General features: G+C 35.1%; 22 protein-coding genes. 11 read left to right on the top strand and 11 right to left on the bottom strand.

Features of this window, described 5'->3' with window-relative positions; genetic code table 11:
- Nucleotides 1-41: 41 nt before the first annotated feature.
- Nucleotides 42-416 carry a TM2 domain-containing protein gene (locus tag BM383_RS05180; RefSeq protein ID WP_093023713.1) on the bottom strand — a complete coding sequence of 125 codons (375 nt, stop codon included), beginning with the start codon at nucleotides 414-416 and terminating at the stop codon, nucleotides 42-44.
- Between the two features lie 48 nt (nucleotides 417-464).
- Here BM383_RS05180 and BM383_RS05175 point away from each other — a divergent pair, with 48 nt between their 5' ends.
- Entirely contained in the window at nucleotides 465-1,334 is an 870-nt protein-coding gene (locus tag BM383_RS05175) for a hypothetical protein (RefSeq protein WP_093023711.1), read from the top strand.
- 82 nt (nucleotides 1,335-1,416) lie between these two features.
- Here the strand turns inward: BM383_RS05175 and BM383_RS05170 are convergent, their stop codons facing one another.
- Both BM383_RS05170 and BM383_RS05165 read right to left on the bottom strand, forming a co-directional pair.
- Nucleotides 1,417-5,619 carry a T9SS type B sorting domain-containing protein gene (locus tag BM383_RS05170; protein ID WP_177229067.1) on the bottom strand — a complete coding sequence of 1,401 codons (4,203 nt, stop codon included), beginning with the start codon at nucleotides 5,617-5,619 and terminating at the stop codon, nucleotides 1,417-1,419.
- Nucleotides 5,620-5,643: 24 nt separating this feature from the next.
- The gene (locus tag BM383_RS05165; RefSeq protein ID WP_093023707.1) at nucleotides 5,644-6,054 is read right to left on the bottom strand and encodes a hypothetical protein; all 411 of its coding nucleotides are present in this window, start codon (nucleotides 6,052-6,054) and stop codon (nucleotides 5,644-5,646) included.
- Nucleotides 6,055-6,378: 324 nt separating this feature from the next.
- Here BM383_RS05165 and folE point away from each other — a divergent pair, with 324 nt between their 5' ends.
- The 6 genes from folE to BM383_RS05135 all read left to right on the top strand — a co-directional run bounded on the left by folE (nucleotide 6,379) and on the right by BM383_RS05135 (nucleotide 11,328).
- The gene (gene folE, locus BM383_RS05160; protein ID WP_093023705.1) at nucleotides 6,379-7,059 is read left to right on the top strand and encodes a GTP cyclohydrolase I FolE; all 681 of its coding nucleotides are present in this window, start codon (nucleotides 6,379-6,381) and stop codon (nucleotides 7,057-7,059) included.
- A 51-nt stretch (nucleotides 7,060-7,110) separates the two neighbouring features.
- Nucleotides 7,111-8,604, top strand: a complete 1,494-nt coding sequence (gene cysS / locus BM383_RS05155; protein ID WP_093023703.1) for a cysteine--tRNA ligase — start codon at nucleotides 7,111-7,113, stop codon at nucleotides 8,602-8,604.
- Between the two features lie 12 nt (nucleotides 8,605-8,616).
- Nucleotides 8,617-8,847 carry a membrane protein insertion efficiency factor YidD gene (yidD, locus tag BM383_RS05150; RefSeq protein ID WP_093023701.1) on the top strand — a complete coding sequence of 77 codons (231 nt, stop codon included), beginning with the start codon at nucleotides 8,617-8,619 and terminating at the stop codon, nucleotides 8,845-8,847.
- A gap of 69 nt (nucleotides 8,848-8,916) precedes the next feature.
- Nucleotides 8,917-9,858 carry a prolipoprotein diacylglyceryl transferase gene (gene lgt / locus BM383_RS05145; RefSeq protein WP_093023700.1) on the top strand — a complete coding sequence of 314 codons (942 nt, stop codon included), beginning with the start codon at nucleotides 8,917-8,919 and terminating at the stop codon, nucleotides 9,856-9,858.
- 34 nt (nucleotides 9,859-9,892) lie between these two features.
- Complete coding sequence (locus BM383_RS05140) at nucleotides 9,893-10,405, top strand: DUF192 domain-containing protein (RefSeq protein ID WP_093023698.1); 513 nt, start codon at nucleotides 9,893-9,895, stop codon at nucleotides 10,403-10,405.
- A 107-nt stretch (nucleotides 10,406-10,512) separates the two neighbouring features.
- Nucleotides 10,513-11,328, top strand: coding sequence for an HAD family hydrolase (locus BM383_RS05135; RefSeq protein WP_093023696.1), 816 nt, complete (start codon nucleotides 10,513-10,515; stop codon nucleotides 11,326-11,328).
- Between the two features lie 2 nt (nucleotides 11,329-11,330).
- Here the strand turns inward: BM383_RS05135 and BM383_RS05130 are convergent, their stop codons facing one another.
- The 7 genes from BM383_RS05130 to tgt all read right to left on the bottom strand — a co-directional run bounded on the left by BM383_RS05130 (nucleotide 11,331) and on the right by tgt (nucleotide 18,862).
- Nucleotides 11,331-11,753, bottom strand: a complete 423-nt coding sequence (locus BM383_RS05130; RefSeq protein ID WP_093023694.1) for a secondary thiamine-phosphate synthase enzyme YjbQ — start codon at nucleotides 11,751-11,753, stop codon at nucleotides 11,331-11,333.
- An 8-nt stretch (nucleotides 11,754-11,761) separates the two neighbouring features.
- Nucleotides 11,762-13,069 (bottom strand): asparagine synthetase B, encoded by a 1,308-nt coding sequence (locus BM383_RS05125; RefSeq protein ID WP_394331585.1) that lies wholly within the window; start codon nucleotides 13,067-13,069, stop codon nucleotides 11,762-11,764.
- Complete coding sequence (dnaB, locus tag BM383_RS05120) at nucleotides 13,050-14,597, bottom strand: replicative DNA helicase (protein WP_093023692.1); 1,548 nt, start codon at nucleotides 14,595-14,597, stop codon at nucleotides 13,050-13,052. Before dnaB ends, BM383_RS05125 begins: the two co-directional genes overlap by 20 nt.
- Before the next feature lie 167 nt (nucleotides 14,598-14,764).
- On the bottom strand, nucleotides 14,765-15,718 hold the full coding sequence (locus tag BM383_RS05115; RefSeq protein WP_093023690.1) for an acetyl-CoA carboxylase carboxyltransferase subunit alpha: 954 nt from the start codon (nucleotides 15,716-15,718) through the stop codon (nucleotides 14,765-14,767).
- Nucleotides 15,719-15,769: 51 nt separating this feature from the next.
- Complete coding sequence (locus BM383_RS05110; RefSeq protein WP_093023688.1) at nucleotides 15,770-16,669, bottom strand: DMT family transporter; 900 nt, start codon at nucleotides 16,667-16,669, stop codon at nucleotides 15,770-15,772.
- On the bottom strand, nucleotides 16,656-17,732 hold the full coding sequence (locus tag BM383_RS05105) for an LptF/LptG family permease (RefSeq protein ID WP_093023686.1): 1,077 nt from the start codon (nucleotides 17,730-17,732) through the stop codon (nucleotides 16,656-16,658). Before BM383_RS05105 ends, BM383_RS05110 begins: the two co-directional genes overlap by 14 nt.
- Entirely contained in the window at nucleotides 17,732-18,862 is a 1,131-nt protein-coding gene (gene tgt / locus BM383_RS05100; protein ID WP_093023684.1) for a tRNA guanosine(34) transglycosylase Tgt, read from the bottom strand. The genes BM383_RS05105 and tgt overlap by 1 nt, the downstream gene beginning before the upstream one ends.
- A 249-nt stretch (nucleotides 18,863-19,111) precedes the next feature.
- On the opposite strand from tgt, the gene BM383_RS05095 reads away from it, so the two are divergent.
- Together BM383_RS05095 and BM383_RS05090 are read left to right on the top strand one after the other, a co-directional pair.
- Nucleotides 19,112-19,957 (top strand): transketolase, encoded by an 846-nt coding sequence (locus BM383_RS05095; RefSeq protein WP_093023682.1) that lies wholly within the window; start codon nucleotides 19,112-19,114, stop codon nucleotides 19,955-19,957.
- Between the two features lie 24 nt (nucleotides 19,958-19,981).
- Nucleotides 19,982-20,935 (top strand): transketolase family protein, encoded by a 954-nt coding sequence (locus BM383_RS05090; protein ID WP_093023680.1) that lies wholly within the window; start codon nucleotides 19,982-19,984, stop codon nucleotides 20,933-20,935.
- Between the two features lie 101 nt (nucleotides 20,936-21,036).
- On the opposite strand, the gene lysA is transcribed toward BM383_RS05090, so the two are convergent.
- On the bottom strand, nucleotides 21,037-22,296 hold the full coding sequence (lysA, locus tag BM383_RS05085) for a diaminopimelate decarboxylase (RefSeq protein ID WP_093023678.1): 1,260 nt from the start codon (nucleotides 22,294-22,296) through the stop codon (nucleotides 21,037-21,039).
- A gap of 156 nt (nucleotides 22,297-22,452) precedes the next feature.
- Between lysA and BM383_RS05080 the strand changes: the two genes are divergently transcribed.
- Together BM383_RS05080 and BM383_RS05075 are read left to right on the top strand one after the other, a co-directional pair.
- Entirely contained in the window at nucleotides 22,453-24,096 is a 1,644-nt protein-coding gene (locus BM383_RS05080; RefSeq protein WP_093023676.1) for a DUF6377 domain-containing protein, read from the top strand.
- 185 nt (nucleotides 24,097-24,281) lie between these two features.
- Nucleotides 24,282-26,498 carry a glycoside hydrolase family 3 C-terminal domain-containing protein gene (locus BM383_RS05075; RefSeq protein ID WP_093023674.1) on the top strand — a complete coding sequence of 739 codons (2,217 nt, stop codon included), beginning with the start codon at nucleotides 24,282-24,284 and terminating at the stop codon, nucleotides 26,496-26,498.
- Nucleotides 26,499-26,539: the final 41 nt, after the last annotated feature.

Below are 26,539 nucleotides of genomic sequence, written 5' to 3'. Positions count from 1 at the left end.
CCCGGTAAAAACCGGGTTTGCATAATTTTGATCGACTACTATTAAAAGAAATCACTTTTGAAACCACCTTTTGCAGGATAATTTCCTGTAAGGATATCTATTAAATCGATAACCCACCATATTCCAAAACCACCAAAAGTGATAATAAATAATACATTCCAATACCATGGACTTCCTAAATACCATCTGTGACCAGCTAATCCACCCAAAAAGAACCATAATATAACTGCAATTCCTTGACTTTTCTTACCTGCCATTGCCGCAGGTGAAACATACTCTTCATCTTCTTCAGATGAACTTACAGTTGTTTCCTGAGCGTGAGTTGTTTTCACTACTCTTTCAACCGGGAAAGAAGCATAGGTAAATTTGGTAGCTAATAATAGTACCATCAAACTTAAAATAATTTTGAAATTCATAAGCTAAAATTTTTAATTTGCGTAAATATAACAATTAGCATAAAAACTATGAAGTATTATTTTTCTATATTCTTATTTTTCATCCTTTTTAAAGGTTTTTCACAGGATAACCAAGACTATTACGGTGTAATTAAATTAAATGACACATCAATGATATCTTATAGAATATATCTTGAAGAAAACGAAGGACTCATTTCTGGATACTCTGTAACAGATTTAGGAGGAGAGCATGAAACTAAGAATATAATTGAAGGAAATTATGAGACCAAATCAAACACACTAAATTTCAAAGAAACAGATATCGTTTACACAAAATCCCCTGTTAATCAATTTGACTTTTGCTATGTACATTTCAATGGGAATCTTAGAAAAATAAATAAGAGAGTAAAGCTAAAAGGTAATTTTCTTGGTCTTTTTGAAGATGGAACTGAATGCATAAGTGGTGAAATTGAGCTCATGTCTTTTGAAAAAATTGAAAATAAAGCAGAGAAATTAGATAAAGTCATTCAGAAAACAAAAAAAATCAGCGAAGAACAAAAGGAAAAGATTAGCATCACAAAAACAATGGATACCCTAAGAATGAATATTCTACGTAAAGGACAAAATCTAAGTATGTTTACTAAAACACCTTTTATAGAATTGAATATCTATGATTCCGGCAAAATAGATGGAGACATGGTTAGTATCTATCGAAATGGAAATATCTACAAAGAAAATATTACAGTAACAAAAGAAAAACTGAAAGTAAAAATACCTTTGAAAAATGATGAAACTAAAATAACTATTAAAGCAGTAAATGAAGGAGAATTTGCTCCTAATACTGCACAAATAGATTTTAATGATTATACTCATTATATCGAAACCAAAACATCTCTTTCCAAATCAGACACTACTACAATAACCGTGTATAGAAAATAATCTTATACATAATCATAACCAACAAAGCCTCCAAAATAGGAGGCTTTGTTATTATTATACTTGTGAGACTTCTTAATTACGATTATTTCTTCATGGAAAAGTGATCGATGTATTCTTTCACTTGGCCAGTGTTTGGTTCGGTGTAGACTACCTTGAACCAATAGTCATTGGAAGTGAGTATTTTTCCATTGTACGTTCCGTCCCAACCTTCACTGGTAGCACTCATCTGTTTTAACAGTTTTCCTTGTCTGTCAAAAATGAAGATCTGTGCATTCTCTTGATTTTCTAATCCGATGATCTTCCAAGTATCGTTGACACCATCGCCATTCGGGGTGAAGTATTTCATATAGTCTACTACACTTACCTCGATGGTTAAACTTCCACAGCCGTTCTCCTCTGCTATCGTTACGGTATGTACACCAGGGATTACGCCTAAGAACAGTCCCGTGTCTTGTGGGGTATTGTCATCTAACTGATAGGTGTAGCTGGCGATTCCGGTTCCTTCAGCTATCACTTCTACACTATTGTTCCCGCTAAAAATCTCTGATTGGATCACTGTTGGTGTGACACTTGGTAACGATGCTTCTTCATACACCACCGTGTTACTGGTGTAACTACATTGATTCTCTGTATTGATATTGGTTACCGTTACATAGTACTCGCCTCCCTGAGTTACTTCTATCGTTGGTGTGGTGGCTCCGGTATTCCACTGGTAGCTGTAACCTGCTCCTAGATCCATTCCGATCACAGGGTTGTTCGTTGCATCGATACATACGATCCCTTCATTCTTTTCATATAGCGTGATCTCTGGTAATGGTTCTACGATCAGTTCTATCTCTATAGGTTCTCCATTGGTACATCCGGTAGCATCATTGGTTACAACGGCGTATACAATGGTTGAACCGCTCTCATAGGCTGCTACATCTTCAGAAGGCATAGCATTAAGCTGCGCTAAGGCATCGTCATAGTTTTCATAGAAGCTTACCGTAAAACCATTAGGGTCCTGTCCTGCAAGAATGGTTGCTTCTAAACTGCTTAAATCAAATACTTCTACACCATCGTTATTGTAATAACCTTCTGCCGTTAAACTTTCACAAAGTACGTAAGACTCTGGTGTTTCTGCTAGTGGTGCTTGTTCTATGTCTATGGTATAAGCTAGTGTCTGTGCACAACCCGTGATGGTATCCAATACGCGGGCAGCAATGTCTCGGGTACCTTCTACTGTTATGTTAGGCCCCACGATCTCTCCTGTGCCGGCCTCAGCTGCTGCTTCAGTGGCATGGTAGGTGATCACAAGTCCGGTTGCATCGCCTCCGTCCAATACAAAGCTATCCATATCGGTCAAGGGAATGGTTTCTACATCATCGTTGTCTACTTCACATAAATAATATACTGGTTCTTCCGTAACTTCCGGTAATGGATGAACAATCAATTCAAATTCTGTAATAGTTAAACAACCCGTCATGTTATTGGTCACGGCTACATAGATCGTTTGGTTGTAAGGGGTTACATTGTAGTAACTCTCTGGATTGTCAATCGCATTGGTACCTGCAAAAGCATCGTCATAGTTTTCATAATAGGTTGCCGTTACTCCTGTTTCGCCATTTAAAATAGTCAATTCATCCACTGTTAAATTAAATACGGTTTGGCCGTTGTTCTCATCGCCATCCAAGTCATCATCACAGGCTTCCTGTGCTTCGATCTCTGCAAGCGGCGTTGGATTGTTCAACACTCTTAAGGTTACTGTGGTGAACGATGTACAACCTGTAAGGGCATCTTCTACTCTTACAAAGATCGTTTGTGGGTTTTCTAAATTGGTATATGCTGTATCTGGAATGATCTGATTGGTATTGTTCTGTGCATCTGCAAAGGTTTCGTAATACATAACCATATAGCCGTCTACGCCACCGGTTACTTCTTCATTTTCTAGCGTTAGATCGAATATTAAAGTTTCATCGCCTTCTTCTCCAAAATCATCACACAAAGCTAGTTCGTTGTCATAATCTGGATTGATCACTGGATTTGGGTGTACGATAAGATCAAACTCACGCACCGTGTAACAACCCGTAGCGTTGGTTTCTAAACGTACGTAAATGGTTTGTAAAAATGGGGTGATGTTGGTATAGTATGTTGGTAACGGACTCTGGTCAGCTATCGCATCATCTTCGGTTGCGTGGTAGCTGATACTAAACTCTGAAGTACTCTGAGTGCCGTAAACTGCTTCGTTTTGAAGACTCAAATCAAACTCTGCTAAGCCATCGGCTACAGAATCATCACAAATTTCCAAAGGCTCTAAATTAACCGGCACTACAGGGGTTGGATGTACGATCAGTTCTAAAGGTACTACATCATAACAGCCTGTGATAGCATCTTCTACGCGTACATACATGGTCTGATCATTCGGGTAAATGTTTTCATACATGCTTTCAAAGGCATTGACATTGGTATCGGCATCCGATTGCGTTTCGTGAACCGTTACAATATAGTCTCCGTCATCTGGAACTACTTCACTAGCTACTGCGTCTATGTCAAATTCGCCATAACCATCATTGTCCGGATCACAGAATTCCATTGGCGCTGGCGCCACAGCAACGGGTGGTGTGGATACTACTAATTGAAGGGTGGTGAAGTTTTCACAACCGGTTACCACATTACGCAACACTACAAAAAGTTCCTGTGTTGGCGTGGCTATATTGGTATATGCACTTGAAAGCGGACTCTCGCCACTCATATAATCTGCTTCGCTTTCAAAATAGCTTACACTGATATTGGATTGTCCGTTTACAATCTCTGCATTCTTCTCCGTTAACATGAATTCTACATAACCATCCGTAGGTGCGAAATCACAACCGTATAATGGGGTGGGAGCAATAACAGTAGGCATATCTTCAACTACAATCTGAAAATAAGTTACTTTGAAACAACCTGACATAACATCCTCTAGACGGACGTAAATTATTTGTTCATCTACGGTTGTATTGGCATATGCTTCCGGGTTTGATATTGCAGTTGATGTATCTCCTGCATTTGCCAACTCTAAACTTTCATAATATACAACTGAAAAATCAGAAGGATCTTGACCACCAAGTACTTGTTCGTCTTGCTGTGTCAAATCAAAAACTTCAACACCATCGTTGCTTTCATCATCACATAAATATAAATCATCAGGAGTTGTAATCTCAGGAGCTGATACTACTATTATAAAAGAGGTAGTACTATAACATCCATATTCATCTTCTAGTCGAACAAATATTTCTTGTTCATCTGCAACAATATTGGTGTATGCTTCGGGTACTGCAATTGCACTGGCTCCATCTTCTGAATCTGCATCATCAAAATTCTCATAATACGAAATGGTAACCTCCGTTTGTCCAATTAGCAAGGTAGCATCCATCGATGTAAGATCAAATTCTGCAAAACCATCTACCACAGCATCTTCACAAACAGAATAAGGCTCTACGGCACTTGAAGGTATTGCTAACGGTAAATCATGAATGGTAATAAGTACTTCATCTGTTGATGCATTACCATCTTCATTAGAAACAGATATCATATACAGGTACTCTCCTGGATTTAAATCACCGTTCTCATTTACCGTATATTCTGGTGAAGTAACACCTTCCAACAATTCATAGTTATTTCCAGTTCCTGTAATATCAACATACCACTGGTACATAGTAGCACCTTCGGTAGTTCCATCTAAAGCATAAGATTCTCCATCGCAAAGATCTTGGTCATCACCTAAATATGAATTTAAAATAGAACAGTCGGTAGCACCAGCACCAGTCATATCCCCATTAGTTTGTCCTAAACTAATAGTTCCCGGTGAACCGTTAAAATTGGTAATTAACAATATATATATTTCACCTTCCTGAGCCCCCGTTATAGTAAAGTTCTCTACAGCTGCTGCAGAATAACTACAATCAACTTCTGTTTCAGGATTCAAATTTTCTGGTCCACAAGATTCATAGGTATCAAAAGGTCCCCAACAAATAAAGTCAACATCAATTCCAGTTCCTGAGTCACTAGTCTGGGAAATTTCAAAGTCTAAATCTCCTGGTTCTGCAATTTGTAAGTAATACCAAGCCGGATTAGGTTCAGACCCTAAACAACCATAGTCCACACCAGATTCCGCAGTTGAACCATCAGAAACGTTACCAAAATTCAACTCTCCAGTTTCATCTGCACAGAATGGTTGCACTTCGGCACATGTAGAACCTGTTTCCTCTTGAGCAAATGCAAAACTAGATACCAATATTAAAAAAACGACGTATAAATACTTCATAGGTTTCATTTTTTTAGATAAAATTTAATTCAAAAAAGAATGATAATTCCAAACACCTGTTCCTTTGCATGAACTGGTGTTAAACACAACTCTCCATTTAAAGCACTTTGCTTTCATTTTTATATGATGAATCTTCACAGATCCTACATTCTCTTTTATATCAATGTAAAACTCATCTCTAAAATCTTTACCATTTACATCGTTCCAACAATCTAAAATTGGTACAACTTCAATTTTAATAGCTTCTGATTTAAAGTCTGAAATTTTGGAAAAATCCCATGAAAATGTTGCAAATTTTTCTCTATTTGAAACATACGGATCACATTTTTCTACACTAATTGTATAATCTTGGTTACACACACTTTTTTCCTCCTGTGAATGAACAGGAAAGCTCAAAAAGAATAGAATTGGTAAAATAAAAAGTAGTTTTTTCATAAATTTTGGTGACAAATCATAAGATTAGTCATAATTTAGTTGGGTTATACTTATTTAAGAAAATTGAATTATTGCCTGTCTCAAATCAAAATTTGAAAACTTAAAACACCTGTAGCTAATAATAATTAAATTTATACAGAAAAAACTTATAACTTATTTTAAAGAAATCATTAATTATTCTCATTAACTCACATGTTTCGGGCCGAAATTTAACAAAATTTAAGTAATTATTGTTATTTCCTTAAAGTTTTTATGAAGTTTTAACGACTCATTGTTTCGTTATTATTAACTATCTTTGTTGTCTTTATTTAAGACAAGGATCAAATGAAAATTGATAAAGCTTTGGAGCAACATTATGAAGAATACGGTGATAACCACGTGGGTTCATCTGCCGACACACCTATAAGAAAAGATGCTTTTGAATTATCTCCATTAGAAAAAATGGAAAAAATAGAAAGCAATGTGTATGAAATTCTAGAAACTTTGGGCATGGATCTTACCGATGACAGCCTCAAAGGCACTCCTAGGCGCGTAGCCAAAATGTTTGTAAACGAAATATTTGGTGGTTTACTTCCAGAAAACAAACCTAGCGCTTCTACTTTTGAAAATAAATACAAATATGGTGAAATGCTTGTAGAGAAAAATATTGTAGTTTACTCTACCTGCGAACACCATTTATTACCTATTGTTGGAAGAGCGCACGTAGGGTATATTTCTAAAGGAAAAGTTGTAGGACTTTCAAAAATGAATAGAATTGTAGATTACTTTTCAAAAAGACCACAAGTGCAAGAGCGTTTAACCATGCAAATTGTTCAAGAAATGCAAAAAGTTCTTGGAACCGATGATGTAGCATGTGTTATAGACGCAAAACATTTATGTGTAAATTCTAGAGGTATTAGAGATATTGAAAGTAGTACAGTAACTGCCGAGTTTGGTGGTAAATTCAAAGAAGAATCTGCAAGAAGAGAATTCTTAAACTACATAAAATTAGAAACTGAATTTTAACACACACACCTTTTCTATTTCAAAAGGATAAGCGACTAATACAAAATACAAATGCAACTTTATCTATCGCAAGAAATTCAACTATACAATTCTATTTCAGGGAAAAAAGAAAAATTTACTCCTATTAATGAAGGATATGTTGGAATGTATGTTTGTGGCCCTACTGTTTATAGCAACGTTCATTTAGGAAACGTAAGAACTTTTATGTCTTTTGACCTAGTTTTTAGATATCTGAAACATTTAGGTTACAAGGTTCGCTATGTACGAAACATTACCGATGCTGGTCACTTAGAAAATGATGCTGACGAAGGTGAAGATAGAATTGCTAAAAAAGCGAGACTTGAACAAATAGAACCTATGGAAGTTGTACAGCGCTATACTGTAGACTTTCACACGATTCTAGATAAGTTTAACTTTCTACCTCCAAGTATAGAGCCTACAGCCACAGGACATATTATTGAACAAATAGAAATTATCAAAGATATTCTTGAGAAAGGTTATGCATACGAGATCAATGGCTCTGTTTATTTTGATGTTATCAAGTACAATGAAGCGCATAAATATGGTACTTTAAGCAAGCGTAACGTTGAAGATATGATTCACAACACTCGTGAATTAGATGGACAATCTGACAAGAAAAATCCGCAAGATTTTGCACTTTGGAAAAAAGCAGAACCTCAACACATAATGCGTTGGCCTTCTCCTTGGAGTGACGGTTTTCCTGGTTGGCACTTAGAATGTACAGCCATGAGTACTAAATATCTTGGTGAAAAGTTTGATATTCACGGCGGTGGTATGGATCTTAAATTTCCACATCATGAATGTGAGATTGCCCAAGCAGAAGCCTGTAACGGACATTCTCCTGTAAATTATTGGATGCATGCCAATATGCTTACTTTAAACGGTAAAAAAATGGCGAAATCAACTGGAAACAACATACTTCCAGGTGAATTATTTACTGGAAATAACAGCAATCTATCAAAAGCCTATTCTGCAAACGTAGTTCGCTTCTTTATTTTACAAGCACACTACAGAAGTATTTTAGACTTTAGTGATGATGCTCTATTGGCAGCTGAAAAAGGATACAATAGATTGATGGAAGCTCTTAAAACTGCAAAAAGTCTGGCAACATCCAATACTTCTAGTTTTGATGTTGAAAACTGGAAGCAGAGTTGCTATAATGCTATGAATGATGATTTCAACTCTCCTATCCTTATTGCAAATCTATTTGAAGGAGTAAAACTCATCAATCTTATTAAAGATGGGAAAGAGTCAATTACTCAAGAAGATCTTGATTTATTGCTTTCGACCATGCACAACTTTCTTTTCGATGTGTTAGGGTTAACGAGCACTTCAGAAGGGAATCAATCAACAGGAAATGAAAACGCACTTTCAGGAACAGTTGAATTATTGATAAAATTAAGAAACGAAGCAAGGGCCGATAAAAATTGGGCATTATCTGACCAGATCAGAGATGAACTCCTTGCTCTTGGTATACAACTTAAAGATGGTAAAGACGGAACTACGTTTACCGTTGCATCATAAATCAAGGGAGCTATGAATCTATTTAAAAAAATAAGCATAGCTCCTTTTCTTTTTTTGATATTCATTTATCAAAAGGTAATTTCTCCACTAACTCCGGCAACATGTAGATACACGCCTACATGCTCAAACTACACTATTACTGCTCTAAAAAAGTATGGAGTTTTCAAAGGAGGATGGCTTGCTATAAAACGGATTATTAGTTGTAACCCATGGGGAGGCAGCGGATACGATCCTGTTCCTTAATTTTCAATTAATCATAACCAATTTTTGGTCTATTATCTATATCTTTATCCCTTGTATAAAACAAACTAAATGAACTTCTGCAGTATTACCTGGAATCCCAGTGAAATTTTGGCCGATTTAGGCATTATTCAATTACGATATTACAGTCTTATGTTTGTGATAGCCTTCTCTCTGGGATGGTTCATCATGAAAAAAATATATCAAAACGAAAACAAACCTCTTGAACAGTTAGACTCTTTGTTTATTTATACAGTGGTAGCTACACTTGTTGGAGCACGCCTTGGCCACGTATTCTTTTATCAACCAGAGCTTTTAACAGAGGATTTCTGGAGTGTTTTTTTACCTATAAGAACAAAACCTAGTTTTGAATTTACCGGTTTTTCTGGGCTAGCTAGTCATGGTGCGGCCATAGGAATTATCATTGCCATGTACCTTTTTATAAGAAAGTACAAGGATATGACACTTCTTTGGATTTTAGACCGAATTGTTATCCCTGTTACCATTGGTGGTGTTTTTGTGCGTTTGGGTAATTTTTTCAATTCTGAAATTATTGGAAAAGTAACTTCAAAATCGTTTCCTTTTGCGGTAAGATTTATTCGTGGTGAAGAAAGCCTGAATAAATATGATGCTATGCGCCTTACGGGAACCAAAGATGCCAACAAAGCATATGACTTGATTGAAAATAATGCTCAGTATTCAGAAATTTTAAATAACATTCCTTTTAGACATCCTGCTCAATTGTACGAAGCAATTGGATATGTAGTTGTTTTTGCCATCTTATGGTACATTTATTGGAAAACTGACAAAAAAAATCAACCAGGCTATATCTTTGGTTTATTTCTTGTACTTCTTTGGACGGTAAGATTCTTGGTAGAATTCGTAAAACAAAGTCAAGGAGGTTTTGAAACCATCTTTGGAGATGTTTTATCTACAGGACAATGGTTAAGTATTCCTTTTATCATCATTGGAATCATTTTAATGTTCAGAAAATCAACAAAAAAAACAGCATAAAACTGCCCCCAAGCCCTGCAATAAAATTAAACGTATGAAAAGACATTTTACGAAGATTGCAATTGCGCTTATTTGTTTAGGCTTAGTTTCCACCTATATAATTTCTGCTTACAAAGGTTATAAGAACAGAAATGGTAAAAATATTGAGATGCCCGAAGTAAAATTCACTAAAGAAGGTACTCTTTCTATTTTAGACGCCGATGGAAACAGCATTAAAGATTTAGAAATAGAAGTTGCTAAAACTCCTTACGAGACCCAAACAGGATTGATGTATCGTAAAACTATGGAAGAAAACAGAGGAATGCTTTTTATGTTCCCAAGAGAATCTGTTCATAGCTTTTACATGCGAAACACATTGATACCTCTAGATATTTTATATATCAATAAAAATTTAGAAATCGTAAGCTTTGCAAAAAATGCAAAACCAATGGACGAAACATCATTACCTTCAGGAAAAGCAGTACAATATGCATTGGAAGTAAATGGAGGAATGATGGACAAATGGGGTGTTGAAGTGGGCGATAAAATCAGTTTTAAAGAAGATTGATTTCTTATCGTTTCAATAGTGATTTGTTTTAGTTTATCATTATTATAACATTGCTTCATTTTGAAATCTAAGATTTCCTAGTATTTTTACTTTACTAAAATCAAATTATGGATTTATCAAAAATCAAGCTAGTAGCAACCGATATGGATGGTACTTTGCTAGATACCAAAGGAAGAGTTAGCGATAAATTTTTTGAATTATATCACGAACTTACTAAAGAAGGTGTTCATTTTGCAGCCGCTAGCGGAAGACAATACCACAGCATCATCAACAAACTGGAACCTATAAAAGATGATATTACGGTAATTGCTGAAAATGGTGCAGTTACGAAGGAAAAAGAAAACGTCTTATTACTTACAGACTTACCAAAAGAAACCATTCATGAACTTATTTCCATGATTCGCAACTTTGGGAAAGATAATATCTTTTTTGTGCTTTGTGGTAAAGATGCTGCTTACATAGAGCAGAATAATCCTGATTTTATAGATTTTTTCCACGAATTCTATGCAGAATATCATTTGGTAGATGATCTACTTAAAATTGAAAATGATAATTTTTTAAAGATCGCCATATATTGTCCTGAAGGTTCAGAAGAACACATTTATCCTCTTGTGAAACACTTGGAAGGAAAATTACAAGTAAAAGTTTCTGGTGAATTCTGGTTAGATCTTTCAGATTTAAATGCAAATAAAGGACATGCATTGCAAGACCTTCAAAAACTAATGAACATTTCTAAAGAGGAAACCTTAGTGTTTGGCGACTATAATAATGATCTTGAAATGTTTGAACAAGCTGCCATTAGTGTAGCTATGAAAAATGCGCATCCAAACATTATTAAAGCATCTACTTTAGTTACTAAAAGTAATGATGAACAAGGTGTTGAAGTAATTTTAGAACAGTTATTGGCTGCTAAACGTGTTTAAACCTAAATACCAAACGCCGTAATTACAATTTTTCTTGAACCACCATAATTGCGGTGTTCACACAAATAAATTCCTTGCCAAGTTCCTAAATTCAACCTACCATTTGTAATAGGAATTTGTACGCTAGCCCCCATCAAAGATGATTTTATGTGAGCAGGCATATCATCCGGTCCTTCATAGGTATGAATGTAGTATGGCGCATTTTCGGGCACCATTTTATTCATATGACTTTCAAAATCTTTACGAACCGTTGGATCTGCATTTTCATTGATCGTTAAACTAGCAGAAGTGTGTTTGATAAAAACTTGTAACATTCCCGATTTGATATTTTGAAGCTCCGTAAATTCGCGCTCAACGATATCTGTAATCAAATGAAAACCTCTCTTAAATGCTGGTAATCTCATTTCTTTTTGGAAAACTTCCATAAACAATTTTACGTTTTTTGATGTTTCTTTTTGGCCGCAGGAAATAATACGTTGTTTAGAATTAATCGATAACCGGGTGAATTTGGGTGTAAATCTAATTCAGTTTTAGGATCTCCAACTTTGTGTGCATAATCTTCAGGGTCATGACCACCATAAAAGGTAAAAAAACCTTTTCCTTTTACACCATGTATATAGCGAGCTTCACCATTACTCCTATTTTGTCCCATAATTAGAACTGTAGGTTTAATTTCATTACTATCAAAACTAGTGGTTTGTCCCATAAAACCTTTGATCAATGCTGTATGATTTTGAGTCAACATGGTTGGAACAGGATCCCATTTTGCCGAATATTCCATTAAACTAAAATAATCTACTTCTTTGGCAATTCTTCTTTTGGACGTCATGTCGATGGATGAAAATTCATATTTCAGTGGATTTCTCTCCAAAGTAAAATCAGTAAACGCGAAAGTTCTACTGTAATCTATTTTTGACTGATAATTTGCTTCGGAAGGATCACCATCGAACATAGGCTCACAAATATCCACACCTTCTGCAGAAAGCGCTATATCAAAACTATCCGTTGCGGAACACATGGCAAACATGAAGCCTCCGCCTACTACATAATTTCTTATTTTTAAAGCTACCGCCAACTTCTCTTGAGAAACTTTATCAAAACCCATTTTTTGAGCAAAGGATTCTGCATTCTTTTTATCTTCAATATACCAAGCGGCCGCTCTATAGTGACCATAAAATTTCCCATATTGTCCTGTAAAATCCTCATGATGCAAATGCAACCAATCATACAGTAATAATTCATCATTTAGCACTTCTTCATCATAAACTTTATCATACGGAATTTCGGCATAGGTTAACACCATAGTTACGGCATCATCCCAAGGCAAATTTCCTTTAGGTGTGTACACCGCAATCTTGGGAGCTTTCTCTAAAATAACAGATTCCTGATTTTGAGAGGGACTCGAAATAGTTTCCAAAATTGAAGCAGCTTCTCCGTTTGAAATTACTTCAAAACTAACCCCGCGAATCATGCATTCTTTACGAATATCTTCGGCATCAGCCATCAAAAAAGATCCTCCTCTATAGTTAAGCAACCACTGTACTTTCTGTTGTTTGGTTAACACCCAATACGTAATACCATATGCTTTTAAATGATTCTCCTGCGTTTCCGCATCCATTGGAATCAAAATAAAATTGGCAAAACTTACGGCACTATAAAAAAACAAAAAGGTAAAGAGCACTAAACTCTTTACCTTCTTTGTTTGTATTATTTGTATGTTCTTAAAAAGGAACTTCGTCATCATTCGAATTAAAATTGCTGTTCATGCTGCTTCCAAAAGCTTCATCTGCATTAGGAAGATTGTTTGTAGCAAACGGATTTTCTTCCCCATCGTTCATCTTAGACTGAAACTCGAAAGGTGTATCAAAATCATCTAAGTTATCAAATTTACCTAAATGACCAAGGAATTTCAATCGAATGTTATCCAAACCACCATTACGGTGTTTTGCAACGATAAACTCCCCTTGGTTTGCAGTTGGAGAACGCTCATCGTCATCCCATTCTTCTATTTTATAATATTCCGGACGATAGATAAACGATACAATATCGGCATCTTGCTCAATCGCTCCAGATTCACGAAGGTCAGAAAGCAATGGCCTTTTACTACCTCCACGCGTTTCTACCGCACGTGATAACTGAGAAAGAGCAATTACCGGAACATTCAATTCTTTTGCTAGTGCTTTTAGGTTACGCGAAATCATGGAAATCTCTTGTTCACGGTTACCACCTTTGCTAGATCCACCAGCAGTCATCAACTGCAAGTAGTCAATTATAATTAAACGAATTCCGTGTTGCGAAGACAAACGTCTTGCTTTTGCACGTAAATCGAAAATAGAAAGTGACGGCGTATCATCGATAAATAAAGGTGCTTTTTCTAAGCTCTTTACTTTTACATTTAACTGCTCCCACTCGTGTTTTTCTAGCTTACCAGTACGTAATTTTTCTGAAGACAATCCTGTTTCAGAAGAAATCAAACGAGTAATCAACTGAACTGAAGACATCTCCAGCGAGAAGAAAGCAACCGGAATTCCTTGATCTACCGAAATATTACGTGCCATAGACAGCGTTAATGCGGTTTTACCCATACCAGGACGTGCCGCAACGATAATCAAATCACTTGGCTGCCAACCAGAAGTTAAGGCATCTAATTTGGTAAACCCTGTTGGAATACCGCTCAAACCTTCTTTATTAGAAATTTCTTCAATCTTCTTTTTTGCCTGCAACACCAAACTCATTGCCGACTCAGATGATTTTTGAATATTACCTTGCGTTACTTCATAAAGTTTTGCTTCGGCATTGTCTAGTAAATCGAATACATCGGTAGTTTCATCGTAGGCATCTTCAATAATTTCCGAAGAAATTTTAATCAACTGGCGCTGAATATATTTCTGAAGAATGATACGTGCATGAAATTCTATGTGCGCAGAAGAGGCTACTTTTTGCGTTAGCTGAATTAAATAAAACTCTCCACCTATGGTTTCAAGTTTTCCATCCTTTTTTAACTGCGTAGAAACTGTTAATAAGTCAATTGGCTCTGTTGATTCGAAGAGTTTAATGACTGCTTCAAAGATAGCTTTATGTGCTTCTTTGTAAAAAGCATCCGGATGCAAAATATCAATAATTTCGTCTACACCTTTTTTATCAATCATCATCGCTCCCAAAACAACTTCCTCTAAATCAATAGCTTGAGGCGGGACTTTTCCACGTTCAAGATTGATTACATTTCCCTTTCGAGGATTAGTTGTTTGCATTGGTTGGGTGTTTTCCATAAATACGAAAGTATAAAAATTGATTTTTATAACTGCTGAAATACATGTGAATTAAATCCACCATCTTTCAACAAAACAACGGTTAATAACTTACTAATTTTTGTTGATAAGATAAAAAAACCGAAGTAATAATACTTCGGTTCCATATATAAATATGAATAAAAAATCTATTCTTTATAAACTCCCATGTTGAAATATTTCTCCATACGTTGGTCAACCAATTCTTCTACAGAGAGTTTCTTCAATTCTTTCATGGAATCTTCAATAGTTTTGATGACCGTTTTAAACGTAGCTTCTCTATCTGAATGTGCTCCACCTAGAGGTTCTTTTACAATACTATCTACTAATTTTAGTTTCTTCATATCTGGAGCAGTTAGTTTTAATACTTCTGCTGCCTGTTCTTTTTGCTCCCATGTTCTCCAAAGAATAGAAGAACAAGATTCTGGAGAAATTACAGAATACCAAGTATTTTCTAACATCATTACTTTGTCTCCTACTCCAATTCCTAAAGCTCCACCGGAAGCACCTTCACCAATAATAAATACAAGTATTGGCACTTTAAGGCGAGTCATTTCCATAATATTTCTCGCAATAGCTTCACCTTGTCCACGCTCTTCAGCTTCGATTCCAGGATAAGCACCAGGGGTATCTACAAATGTAATAACAGGAATATTGAATTTTTCTGCCATTCTCATTAAGCGAAGTGCTTTACGATACCCTTCAGGATTTGCCATACCAAAATTTCTGTATTGACGTGTTTTGGTATTGAATCCTTTTTGAGTTCCAATAAACATATAAGATTGATCTCCTATTTTACCAAGACCACCAACCATTGCTTTATCGTCTTTTACAGTACGATCTCCATGTAATTCGAAGAAAGTATCTCCACAAATAGCTTTGATATAATCCATCGTGTATGGTCTCGATGGATGTCTAGATAACTGAACGCGTTGCCACGCAGTTAAATTTTTGTAGATATCTTTTTTGGTATCAATAAGTTTCTTCTCAATCTTTTTGCAAGTATCAGTTACATCTACCTCACTTTCAGTCCCAATCACCTGGCATCTATCTAACTGTTCTTCCAACTCTTTAATGGGTAATTCAAAGTCTAAATATTCCATTATGTAATATTAAAAATTGTTAGCCTACAAATATAAAACTTTATGAAAAACTCACCTTGCCTTTAGGGTGGATTTTCTCTTTTTTCTGTTTTTAATTACTCCGTTTGCAATTACTGTCGAAAGAATTATGAAAGCTCCTACATAAAATTGAAAGCTCATTTTTTCTGAATCTCCCAGTATAAAATAGGCTAGTAATATACCATAAATCGGTTCTAAGTTCGTGGTTAACATTACTGTATACGGACTCAAAAATCGCATAACTTTTACTGAACTCATAAATGCATAGGCCGTACAAACACTGGCTAGAAGAAATAAATAAAAGATATCACTAAAAGAAATATCAAAAAACTCGTTAGTGAAATTTCCGTTTACTAAGAAATATAGGGTTATGAGTAGTGCTCCAGATAATAATTCATAAAAAGAGATAACTCCCGCATCATATACTTTAGAGAATTTACCATTTATAATGGAAAACAATGCCGCCAGAAAAGCCGCTACGAGCGCCAATACTATCCCCAAAGTATAATCAGTTTTTAGGTTGAATATCACATAAAGTCCAACCACTGCTAGTAAACCGAAAAATATTTCGTACCAGATAATTTTCCTTCTATAAATTAAAGGCTCCAAAATTGCTGTAAAAAAAGCTCCTGTAGAAACACAGGCTAAAGTGACGGATACGTTTGAAACTTTTATTGCACCAAAAAAAGTAATCCAATGAAGCGCTATTAAACCTCCGGTTCCCAATAGGCCTAACAAAGATCTAAGAGTTACCTTGAAATTCTTTTTCTTACTGTAAACAAAAACTCCAAGAATCATGGAGGCTAATAACATTCTATACCAAACAAGCGGAAGTGCATCAATAGAAATTAACGCTCCAAGAACCGCCGTAAATCCCCAGATAAAAACAATTAAATGAAGATGAAGGTAGTTTTTAAGTTTATCGTTTTGCATTACGAAGTAAAAAGAAGGCTAAGACTCCAAATACAATATTTGGAATAGCTACGGCTAATAAAGGAGGAAAACCAGAACTTTCGGCCAAAACTCCAAAAACCTTATCAAAAAAGATGAATACAAAAGCTATGGCAATTCCAAAAAGTAAGTTTACTCCCATTCCTCCTCTTCTCTTCATGGATGAAACCGCTACGGCAATAAAGGTGAGAATAAATGCTGTTAATGGAGAAGCCCATCTTTTATATAAATTGAACTGATATCCACTTATATTCCCCGAACCTTTTTGTTTTTCTTTTTCTATAAAATCATTTAACTCAAAAAGATTTTTTGTTTCTGCTACGTAATCTACAGGTACTAAATCTTCCATTTTAAATGGAAAAATAGTATCTAAAACACGCTCTTGCTCAATTATATCATCTTTTTCGCCTATAGTTCGTTTTACGTAATTGGTTAAATGATATGTACTATCTTTTTGTTCAAACCTGATTGATTGTGCTGATAATTTATATTCTAACTTATTGTCATTAAAGTGTTCCAAAGTAAAATTATAACCTACTTTATTTCCTCCATTAAAGCTACTTACATAAATAATTTCGTCATCATTTATTTGATTATAAAGTGCGGTAGCGTTGAGACTTGGTTTGTTTCTTTTTATATAATTAGCTCTAAACTCATTGTACCCTTTACTTGCTGCCGGAACAATAAACATTCCCATAAAAAAAACAACGGTAGCCACCAATGACGCTCCTACAATGTAAGGTCGTAGAAAACGCATAAAAGAAACTCCTGAACTTAGTATGGCAATAATCTCGGTATTGTTGGCCAATTTAGAGGTAAACCAGATGATTGACAAGAACAAGAAAAACGGGAATAACAAATTGGCAAAGTGAATGGTAAAATGAAAATAATACCACAAAATAGCATCGGCCGGAGCCTGCTTGGCAATCATTTTATCAATATTTTCTGAAAGGTCTACCATTATTCCAATAGGAACAAAAAGTAGTAACATCAAAGTAAAGGTTAATAAATACCTTTTAAGTATATACCAATCTATTATTTTCACTATAAACGCTTATTCATTTGTTGAACCATCATGTTTTTCCAAGTTGCAAAATCGCCGGCAATAATATGTTTTCTTGCTTCTCTAACTAACCAAAGATAAAAACCTAAATTATGAATGGAAGCGATTTGCTTTCCTAAGAATTCATTCGCAGCAAATAAATGACGCAAATATGCCTTAGTGTAATAGGTGTCTACAAAAGTAATGCCCATTTCATCGATAGGAGAAAAATCATCTTCCCATTTCTTATTTTTTATATTGATGGTTCCATGCGCTGTAAATAACATTCCGTTACGAGCGTTACGCGTAGGCATCACACAATCAAACATATCTACTCCCAAAGCAATATTTTCCAATATATTAATTGGCGTACCAACGCCCATCAAGTATCTTGGTTTTTCTTCTGGAAGAATGTCACAAACCACCTCAGTCATGGCATACATTTCTTCGGCTGGTTCTCCAACCGATAATCCACCAATAGCATTACCAAATGCTCCTGCATTTGCAATGTACTCAGCTGACTGCTTTCTTAAATCTTTATAAGTAGACCCTTGAACTATAGGAAATAACTCTTGTTCATAACCATATTTTGGTTCAGTCTCACTTAATCTATTGATACACCTATCCAACCAACGATGCGTCATGTGCATAGATCGCTTTGCATACCCGTAATCACAAGGATAAGGTGTGCATTCATCAAATGCCATAATAATGTCGGCACCAATTGTACGCTGAATATCCATTACATTTTCCGGTGTAAAAAAGTGATAAGAACCATCTATATGACTTTTAAACTTTACACCTTCTTCTTTGATTTTTCTATTTGCTGAGAGGGAATATACCTGATATCCTCCACTATCGGTGAGTATATTTCTATCCCAATTCATAAACTTATGAAGTCCACCCGCTTTTTCAAGAATATCTAACTGTGGTCGTAAATATAAATGATAGGTATTCCCTAAAATAATATCAGGATTTATCTCTTCTTTCAATTCTCTTTGATGCACACCTTTTACGGTTCCAACGGTTCCAACAGGCATAAAGATTGGCGTTTCAATAACCCCATGATCTGTAGTTATTTTACCAGCTCTTGCTTTGGTTTGTGCATCTTTTGCATTCAGTTCAAAAATCATTTGAATAACAGCTAATCTATTAAGGTGGCAAATATAAGTAAGACTTGATGATTATTACTTTCTGAAAGAAAAAAATACATTCATATTGATAGTATGACAAAAATTTACTAGAAAAAATCACTTATTATAAGTGTGTATTTTACATTTATTTTTATATTTGTTAACAGAATTAAAACAGTTATTTATGCCATCTCATTTTGCTCTGGCATTCATTTAACGTAAATTAGCGTTTAAAATTAATCATATAGCATGTCAAGTAAACAAGAACTTTCAGATTTAGTTGTACAGGTTCGAAGAGATATCGTTCGAATGGTACACGATGTAAATTCTGGTCACCCTGGTGGGTCTTTAGGTTGTACAGAATTCTTAGTAGCACTTTATAATGAAGTAATGGAATTAAAAGACGGTTTTGATATGGACGGTATTGGAGAAGATCTTTTCTTCCTATCTAATGGTCATATCTCTCCTGTTTTCTATAGCGTTTTAGCTAGAAAAGGATATTTCCCAGTAAAGGAGTTAGCTACTTTTCGTAAAATAGATTCCAGACTACAAGGACACCCTACGACTCATGAAGGTTTACCAGGTATAAGAATTGCATCTGGTTCACTTGGACAAGGAATGTCTGTGGCTATTGGAGCTGCAGAAGCAAAAAAATTAAACAAAGATTCTCATTTGGTATTCACCCTTCACGGTGATGGAGAATTACAGGAAGGTCAAAACTGGGAAGCTATCATGTATGCCGGTGCAAAAGGAGTAGATAACTTAATTTCTACTGTTGATTACAATGGGCAACAAATTGATGGTTCTACAGATGAAGTAATGAACATGGGAAGTCTTCGAGATAAATTTGAAGCTTTCGGATGGGAAGTTTTAGAAGTTGAAGAAGGTAATAACCTAGAAGCAATTATTTCTGGATTACAATTAGCAAAAACGAACTCAGGGAAAGGAAAACCAGTTTGTTTATTGCTTCATACTAGCATGGGTCACGGTGTTGACTTCATGGCAGGTACACACGAGTGGCATGGTAAAGCTCCAAACGATGAGCAATTAGCTAGTGCACTTGAGCAAAACCCAGAAACTTTAGGTGATTATTAATCTCTTCTTATTAAAAAGACTATTATGAAAAAATACACATATACAGAAAAAAAAGATACCCGTAGTGGTTTTGGTGCCGGTTTAGCGGAACTAGGAAGAACCAATGATAAAGTGGTTGCTCTTTGTGCCGATCTTACACCTTCACTTAAAATGGGTGAATTCATCAAAGAAAACCCAGAACGTTTCTTTCAAATAGGTATTGCAGAAGCTAACATGATGGGTATTGCAGCCGGTTTAACTATTGGAGGTTATATTCCATTCACCGGTACTTTTGCAAACTTTTCTACAGGTCGTGTTTACGATCAAATTCGTCAATCTATTGCATATTCTGACAAGAACGTTAAAATTTGTGCTTCTCACGCAGGTTTAACGTTAGGAGAAGATGGTGCTACTCACCAAATTCTTGAAGATATTGGGTTAATGAAAATGTTACCAGGAATGACTGTTATTAATCCTTGTGACTACAACCAAACAAAAGCAGCTACCATTGCTATTGCAGAGCACGAAGGACCAGTTTATTTACGTTTTGGTAGACCATCTATTCCTATTTTCACTCCAGAAGATCAGAAATTCGAAATCGGGAAAGCTGTAATGATCAACGAAGGTAAAGATGTTACTATCGTTGCTACAGGACACTTGGTATGGGAAGCTATCCAAGCTGGTGAAGAGTTAGAAAAATTGGGAATCGATGCAGAGATCATCAATATCCACACCATCAAACCATTAGACGAAGAAGCTATTTTAAAATCTGTAGCTAAAACTGGTTGTGTAGTTACTTGTGAAGAGCACAATTATTTAGGAGGTTTAGGAGAAAGCGTTGCTAGAACATTAGCAGCCAACACCCCTACTCCACAAGAATTTGTAGCTACTATGGATACTTTTGGTGAATCTGGAACTCCAGCTCAATTAATGGATAAATATGGACTAAACAGCAAAGCTATTGTTGAAAAAGTTCAAAAAGTTATGGCTCGTAAATAAAAGCCATAATCTTTGAGTTTAGTTTAAAATTTAATGATAAAAAAAGCCGGTTTTTTAAAAAACCGGCTTTTTTATTTGTGTGCTTAACTAACACCTAAAGACTATGCTGTTACCGCATCTTCTTTACGTTTTTTATTACTTTTTTTTTCCGAAGAACTAAAATCAAGTGCTACTTGATTTCTTGTAAGATCCTCAAAAGTTTCTCTTTCTCTAATTAAATGCGCTTTTCCGTTGTACCACAAAATTTCAGCAGGACGGAATCTTGAATTATAATTGCTTGCCATTGAAAAACAATACGCTCCTGCATTCTTAAATCTTAAAATATCACCTTCATTGATTTCAGAAATTCTACGATTGTTGGCAAATGTATCGGTTTCACAAATATATCCTACTACAGAGTAAAAACGCTCTCTCCCTTCTGGGTTAGAAATATTTTCAATATGATGATAAGAGTTGTAAAACATAGGACGAATCAAGTGATTAAAACCACTATCAATTCCAGCAAATACAGTTGAAGTAGTTTGTTTTACTACATTCACTTTTGCTAAAAAGCTACCTGCTTCACTCACTAAAAATTTACCTGGTTCAAAAGCTAATGTTAGATCTTTACCATAACTAGCGCAAAACTCATTGAATCTAGCCGATAATTTTTCGCCTAGCTCTTCAATATTTGTTTCTATATCTCCTGGTTTGTAAGGAACTTTAAATCCACTACCAAAATCTATAAAATCTAAATTTTTGAAGTGTGCAGCCGTTTCAAATAAAATTTCTGCGGCGTACAAGAATACTTCAATATCCAAAATATCGGATCCTGTATGCATATGAATTCCGTTTACATGCATATTTGTGTTTTCTACTATGCGAAGTAAATGTGGAATTTGATGAATACTGATTCCAAATTTTGAATCAATATGACCTACAGAAATATTAGAATTTCCACCTGCCATAACATGCGGATTTATTCTAATACAAACCGGTATTTCCGGATGACGACTACCAAATTGCTCCAATACAGAAAGATTATCAATATTTATCTGAACACCTAAATGCGCAACTTCTTCAATTTCTTCTAAAGAAACTCCATTTGGGGTGTAAATGATATGTTGTGGCTCAAAACCAGCTAACAACCCTAGTTTCACTTCTTGAATAGAAACGGTATCTAAACAACTACCTAGCGAGTTGAGTAATTTTAAAATAGATATATTGGATAATGCTTTTACTGCATAATTGATTCGCAATTGTTTTACATTACTGAAAGCGTTTGTTAATCTTTTGTATTGGCTTTCAATTTTTGCCGCATCGTATACATAAACAGGACTTCCAAATTCCTGAGCTACGTTTAATAAGTCTTCATTTGTCATGGTAAACAATTTTTGTCAAAAGTATGATAGTAGAGGCTATGCTGAAAATAAATTCAGTATTAAAACTAAAAATACAACAAATTGTTATTTTTGTAACAAAAGTTGATTTTTAACCTATAAATTTATCTAAATGTATTGCTTTATATTTGCCTGCAAATGAAATTTAAAAAGCTTTTCATATTTGTATGGTTTTGTTGTATTTCAGTAAATCTATTTGGATTTGCTGAAAAAGATTCTCTATGGAATTTGTTAGAAAATACAATTCAAAAAAAGGCTCAATTTGATACTGAAAAACAGACCAAAATTAAAGTATTAAAATCTCTTTTGATAGAAGAAACTGAAACCATTTCCAAATTTAAAATTCAAGCAAATCTGTATGAAGAATACAAAAAATTTCAGGTAGACTCTGCTATTTTCTACATTCAAAAAAATCTGGAACTTGCTAAACATCTAGAAAACGATTCTTTACTTACCCAGGCTACATTGCAATTAGCAAATTTATATTCTACCGCCGGCAATTACTTGGAGTCTCAAAATTTATTGAATACTATAACCAAAACAAGTTCCCAAAAGTTATTGCAGTTATATTACGCTACAAAAATTGAGTTTTATGAGCATTACGCTACTCATGGAACCAATCAAAATTATTCCGAAGAAATCCTTGCTTATCGAGACTCACTTTTAGGGTTACTTCCAACTAAAAGTATTGCTTTCAAAATTCAATATGTACAACAGCTTTACGCTAAAAGACAATATAATCAAGCTAAAGACATACTTTCTTCTAGCTTAAAATCGTATACAACTCATGATGGGAATTTTGCCATGATGCATTACCTGCTTGCAGAAATTTATGGTATTCAACATCAAACAAACTTGCAAAAACAACATTATTGTATTGCTGCCATTACGGATATTCAAAATTCAATAAAAGACAACGCGGCTATACAAAATCTTGCATTGATTTTTTATCACGAAGGTGCCATTGATAAAGCATACAAATACACAGAATCGGCGGTGGAAGATGCGTTTTTTTGTAATGTAAAGTTCCGGACTATTCAAATTACAGAGCTTTACAACATCATCAACACAGCATATCTTGAAAAAGAAATTCATCAAAAAGATCAATTGCAAAAACAGCTTTGGTACATTTCAATATTGAGCTGTATTCTTATTCTAACTTTGATTTTTGTGTATACACAGAACAGAAGGCTTAAAAAAACTAGACAGCATTTAAAAGATGCAAATCTTAAATTGGAGTCGTTAAATGCCGAAATTCAACAAACCAATTTACAACTACGTCAAAGGAATCAGGATCTTTCGGAGTCCAACCATATCAAGGAAGCTTATATAGCGCAATTTTTTGATATGTGTTCGTCTTATATTGATAAACTGGATGGTTACAGAATTTCGCTCAACAAACTAGCCATTACAAAACAACACAAAGAGCTTTTCAAAATTTTAAAATCTGATTCTTTAGTCAATACTGAAGTAAAAGAACTATACCAAAATTTTGACAGTATTTTCCTCAATTTGTATCCCACTTTTATTGAAGATTTCAATTCTCTGCTCAATGATAACGAACAGATACTTTTGAAGAATGATGAGCTATTAAATACTGAATTACGCATTTTTGCATTGATACGATTAGGCATCACAGATAGCTCGCAAATAGCATCATTTTTAAGATATTCCTTGAGTACTATTTACAACTACAGAACCAAAGCAAGAAACAAAGCAAAAGGGTCAAGAGAAGATTTTGAAAATCACGTTATGCAAATCGGTTTTTCGTCGAAATCTTAAATGAACCAACTAAATTCTCACTACTTTTTCAGCGATTATACAGATATTAAGTATCTGATTATAAACATCAAGAAGATTCCAAAGCACTACTTTTTCCTTTCTCAAAGTTGAATCACTTCTAAAACGTTGTATTTTCGAATTTCAGTATAACAAACAAATTTTATTTAAGACTAAAAATCAATTTTATGACAAACAAAATGTTCGTCGTTTTAGGTATTCTTCTTGTCAGTTTTTTTTCAAATGCACAAGAAAAAACTCCAACGTATCTAGACGACACAAAACCTATGGAAGAACGTGTTGAAGATGCGCTCGCGAGAATGACTTTAGAAGAAAAAATTGCAATGATCCATGCGCAATCAAAATTTAGTTCTCCGGGAGTTTCTAGATTAGGAATTCCAGAGTTTTGGATGACGGATGGTCCACACGGTATTCGCCCGGAAGTTTTATGGGATGAATGGGAACAAGCAAATTGGACCAATGATTCTTGTACCGCTTTCCCTGCACTAACTTGTTTAGCGTCTAGTTGGGATAGAGATTTGGCATATGCGTATGGTAAAGCCATTGGAGAAGAAGCCCGCTACCGAAATAAAACTGTATTGCTAGGACCTGGTGTAAATATTTATCGTTCACCATTAAACGGCCGTAATTTTGAATACATGGGCGAAGATCCTTATCTGGCAGCTCAAATGGTGGTTCCGTATGTAAAAGGTGTTCAGGAAAATGGAGTTGCTGCGTGTGTAAAACATTTCGCTTTAAACAATCAAGAAACAGATCGTCATGGAGTGAATGTGGTAGTTGATGATCGTGCGCTATATGAAATTTATCTACCAGCATTCAAAGCCGCTGTTCAAGAAGGAAATGCTTGGGCTATTATGGGTGCGTATGGCAAATACAAAGGTCAACAATGCTGCCACAACAAATATCTTTTACAAGATATCTTAAGAAAAGAATGGAATTTTGACGGAGTTGTGATTTCTGACTGGGGTGGCGTTCACGAAACTGAACAGGCCATTTTCAATGGATTAGACATGGAATATGGTACTTGGACAGATGGATTAACCATGGGAAAAACCAACGCTTATGATTCCTATTATTTAGCAGATCCATACTATGAAATGATCAAATCAGGAAAAGTAGGGACAAAAGAGTTAGATGATAAAGTTCGAAATATTTTACGTTTAGCTTGTAGAACTACTATGAATAGCACAAGACCTTTTGGATCTTTTGGTACCGAAGCACATGCAAAAACAGCCAGAAACATTGCTGAAGGCGGAATTGTTCTTTTAAAAAATGAACATAATGTACTTCCTATCAATCTTTCCAAAACAAAGAAAATTGCAGTTATTGGAGAAAATGCAATTAAAATGATGACTGTTGGTGGTGGTAGTTCTTCTCTTAAAGCAAAATATGAAATTTCACCTTTAGACGGAATCAAAAATCGTGTGGGTGATAATGTTGAAGTAATGTATGCTCGTGGCTATGTTGGTGACGCAAGTGGAGATTACAACGGAGTAAAATCGGGACAAAATCTTCAAGACGATCGTTCTCCCGAAGCTTTACTAAAAGAAGCTATTGAAGTAGCCAAAGAAGCAGACGTGGTTATTTTTGTTGGTGGACTTAACAAAAGTGATAATCAAGATTGTGAAGGTGCCGATAGATTAGCTCTTGGCTTACCTTATAATCAAGATGATGTAATTACGAAAATCGCTGCCGTAAATAAAAACTTCATATACATCAACATTTCTGGAAATGCAGTTGCTATGCCTTGGGTAGATAAAGTTCCTGCCATTATTCAAGGTTGGTATTTAGGTTCTGAAACAGGAAATGCCATGGCTTCTATTTTGGTGGGAGATGTAAATCCGTCAGGAAAATTGGCTTTTACATTCCCTGTGAAATTAAAAGATAATTCAGCACATGCATTAGGCGAATTTGGAAAAGAAGGCGAAGTAAACTACACCGAAAGTATTTTTGTTGGGTATCGCTATGCTGATAAAGAGGATATAAAACCGTTATTCAGCTTTGGTCATGGTCTTAGTTATACAACTTTTGAATATGGTGATATATCCGTTGATGAGAAGAATATGAATGAAGATGAAACAATCAAAGTAAGTATTCCTGTTACCAATACTGGTAAAGTTGCCGGCGCAGAAGTGGTACAATTATACATTACAGATGTAAAATCATCCTTAGTAAGGCCTGAAAAAGAACTAAAAAATTTCGAAAAAGTGTTCCTAAAACCTGGTGAAACCAAAACAGTAAACTTTACGATTTCGGCAAAAGACCTTCTGTATTTTGATGATGCAAAACATAGTTGGATTGCGGAAGCAGGAAAGTTCAAGGCTATTATTGGAGCTTCGGCAACCAATATTAAAGACAGTGTAAAATTCAATCTTGTGAAATAAATTTTTAAACCTGAAAATACTACTCCAACTTTTAGCTATAA

It is taken from the genome of Pustulibacterium marinum (assembly GCF_900116665.1).
Lineage (GTDB): Bacteria > Bacteroidota > Bacteroidia > Flavobacteriales > Flavobacteriaceae > Pustulibacterium > Pustulibacterium marinum.
This window is presented reverse-complemented; position numbering and strand designations above follow the sequence as displayed.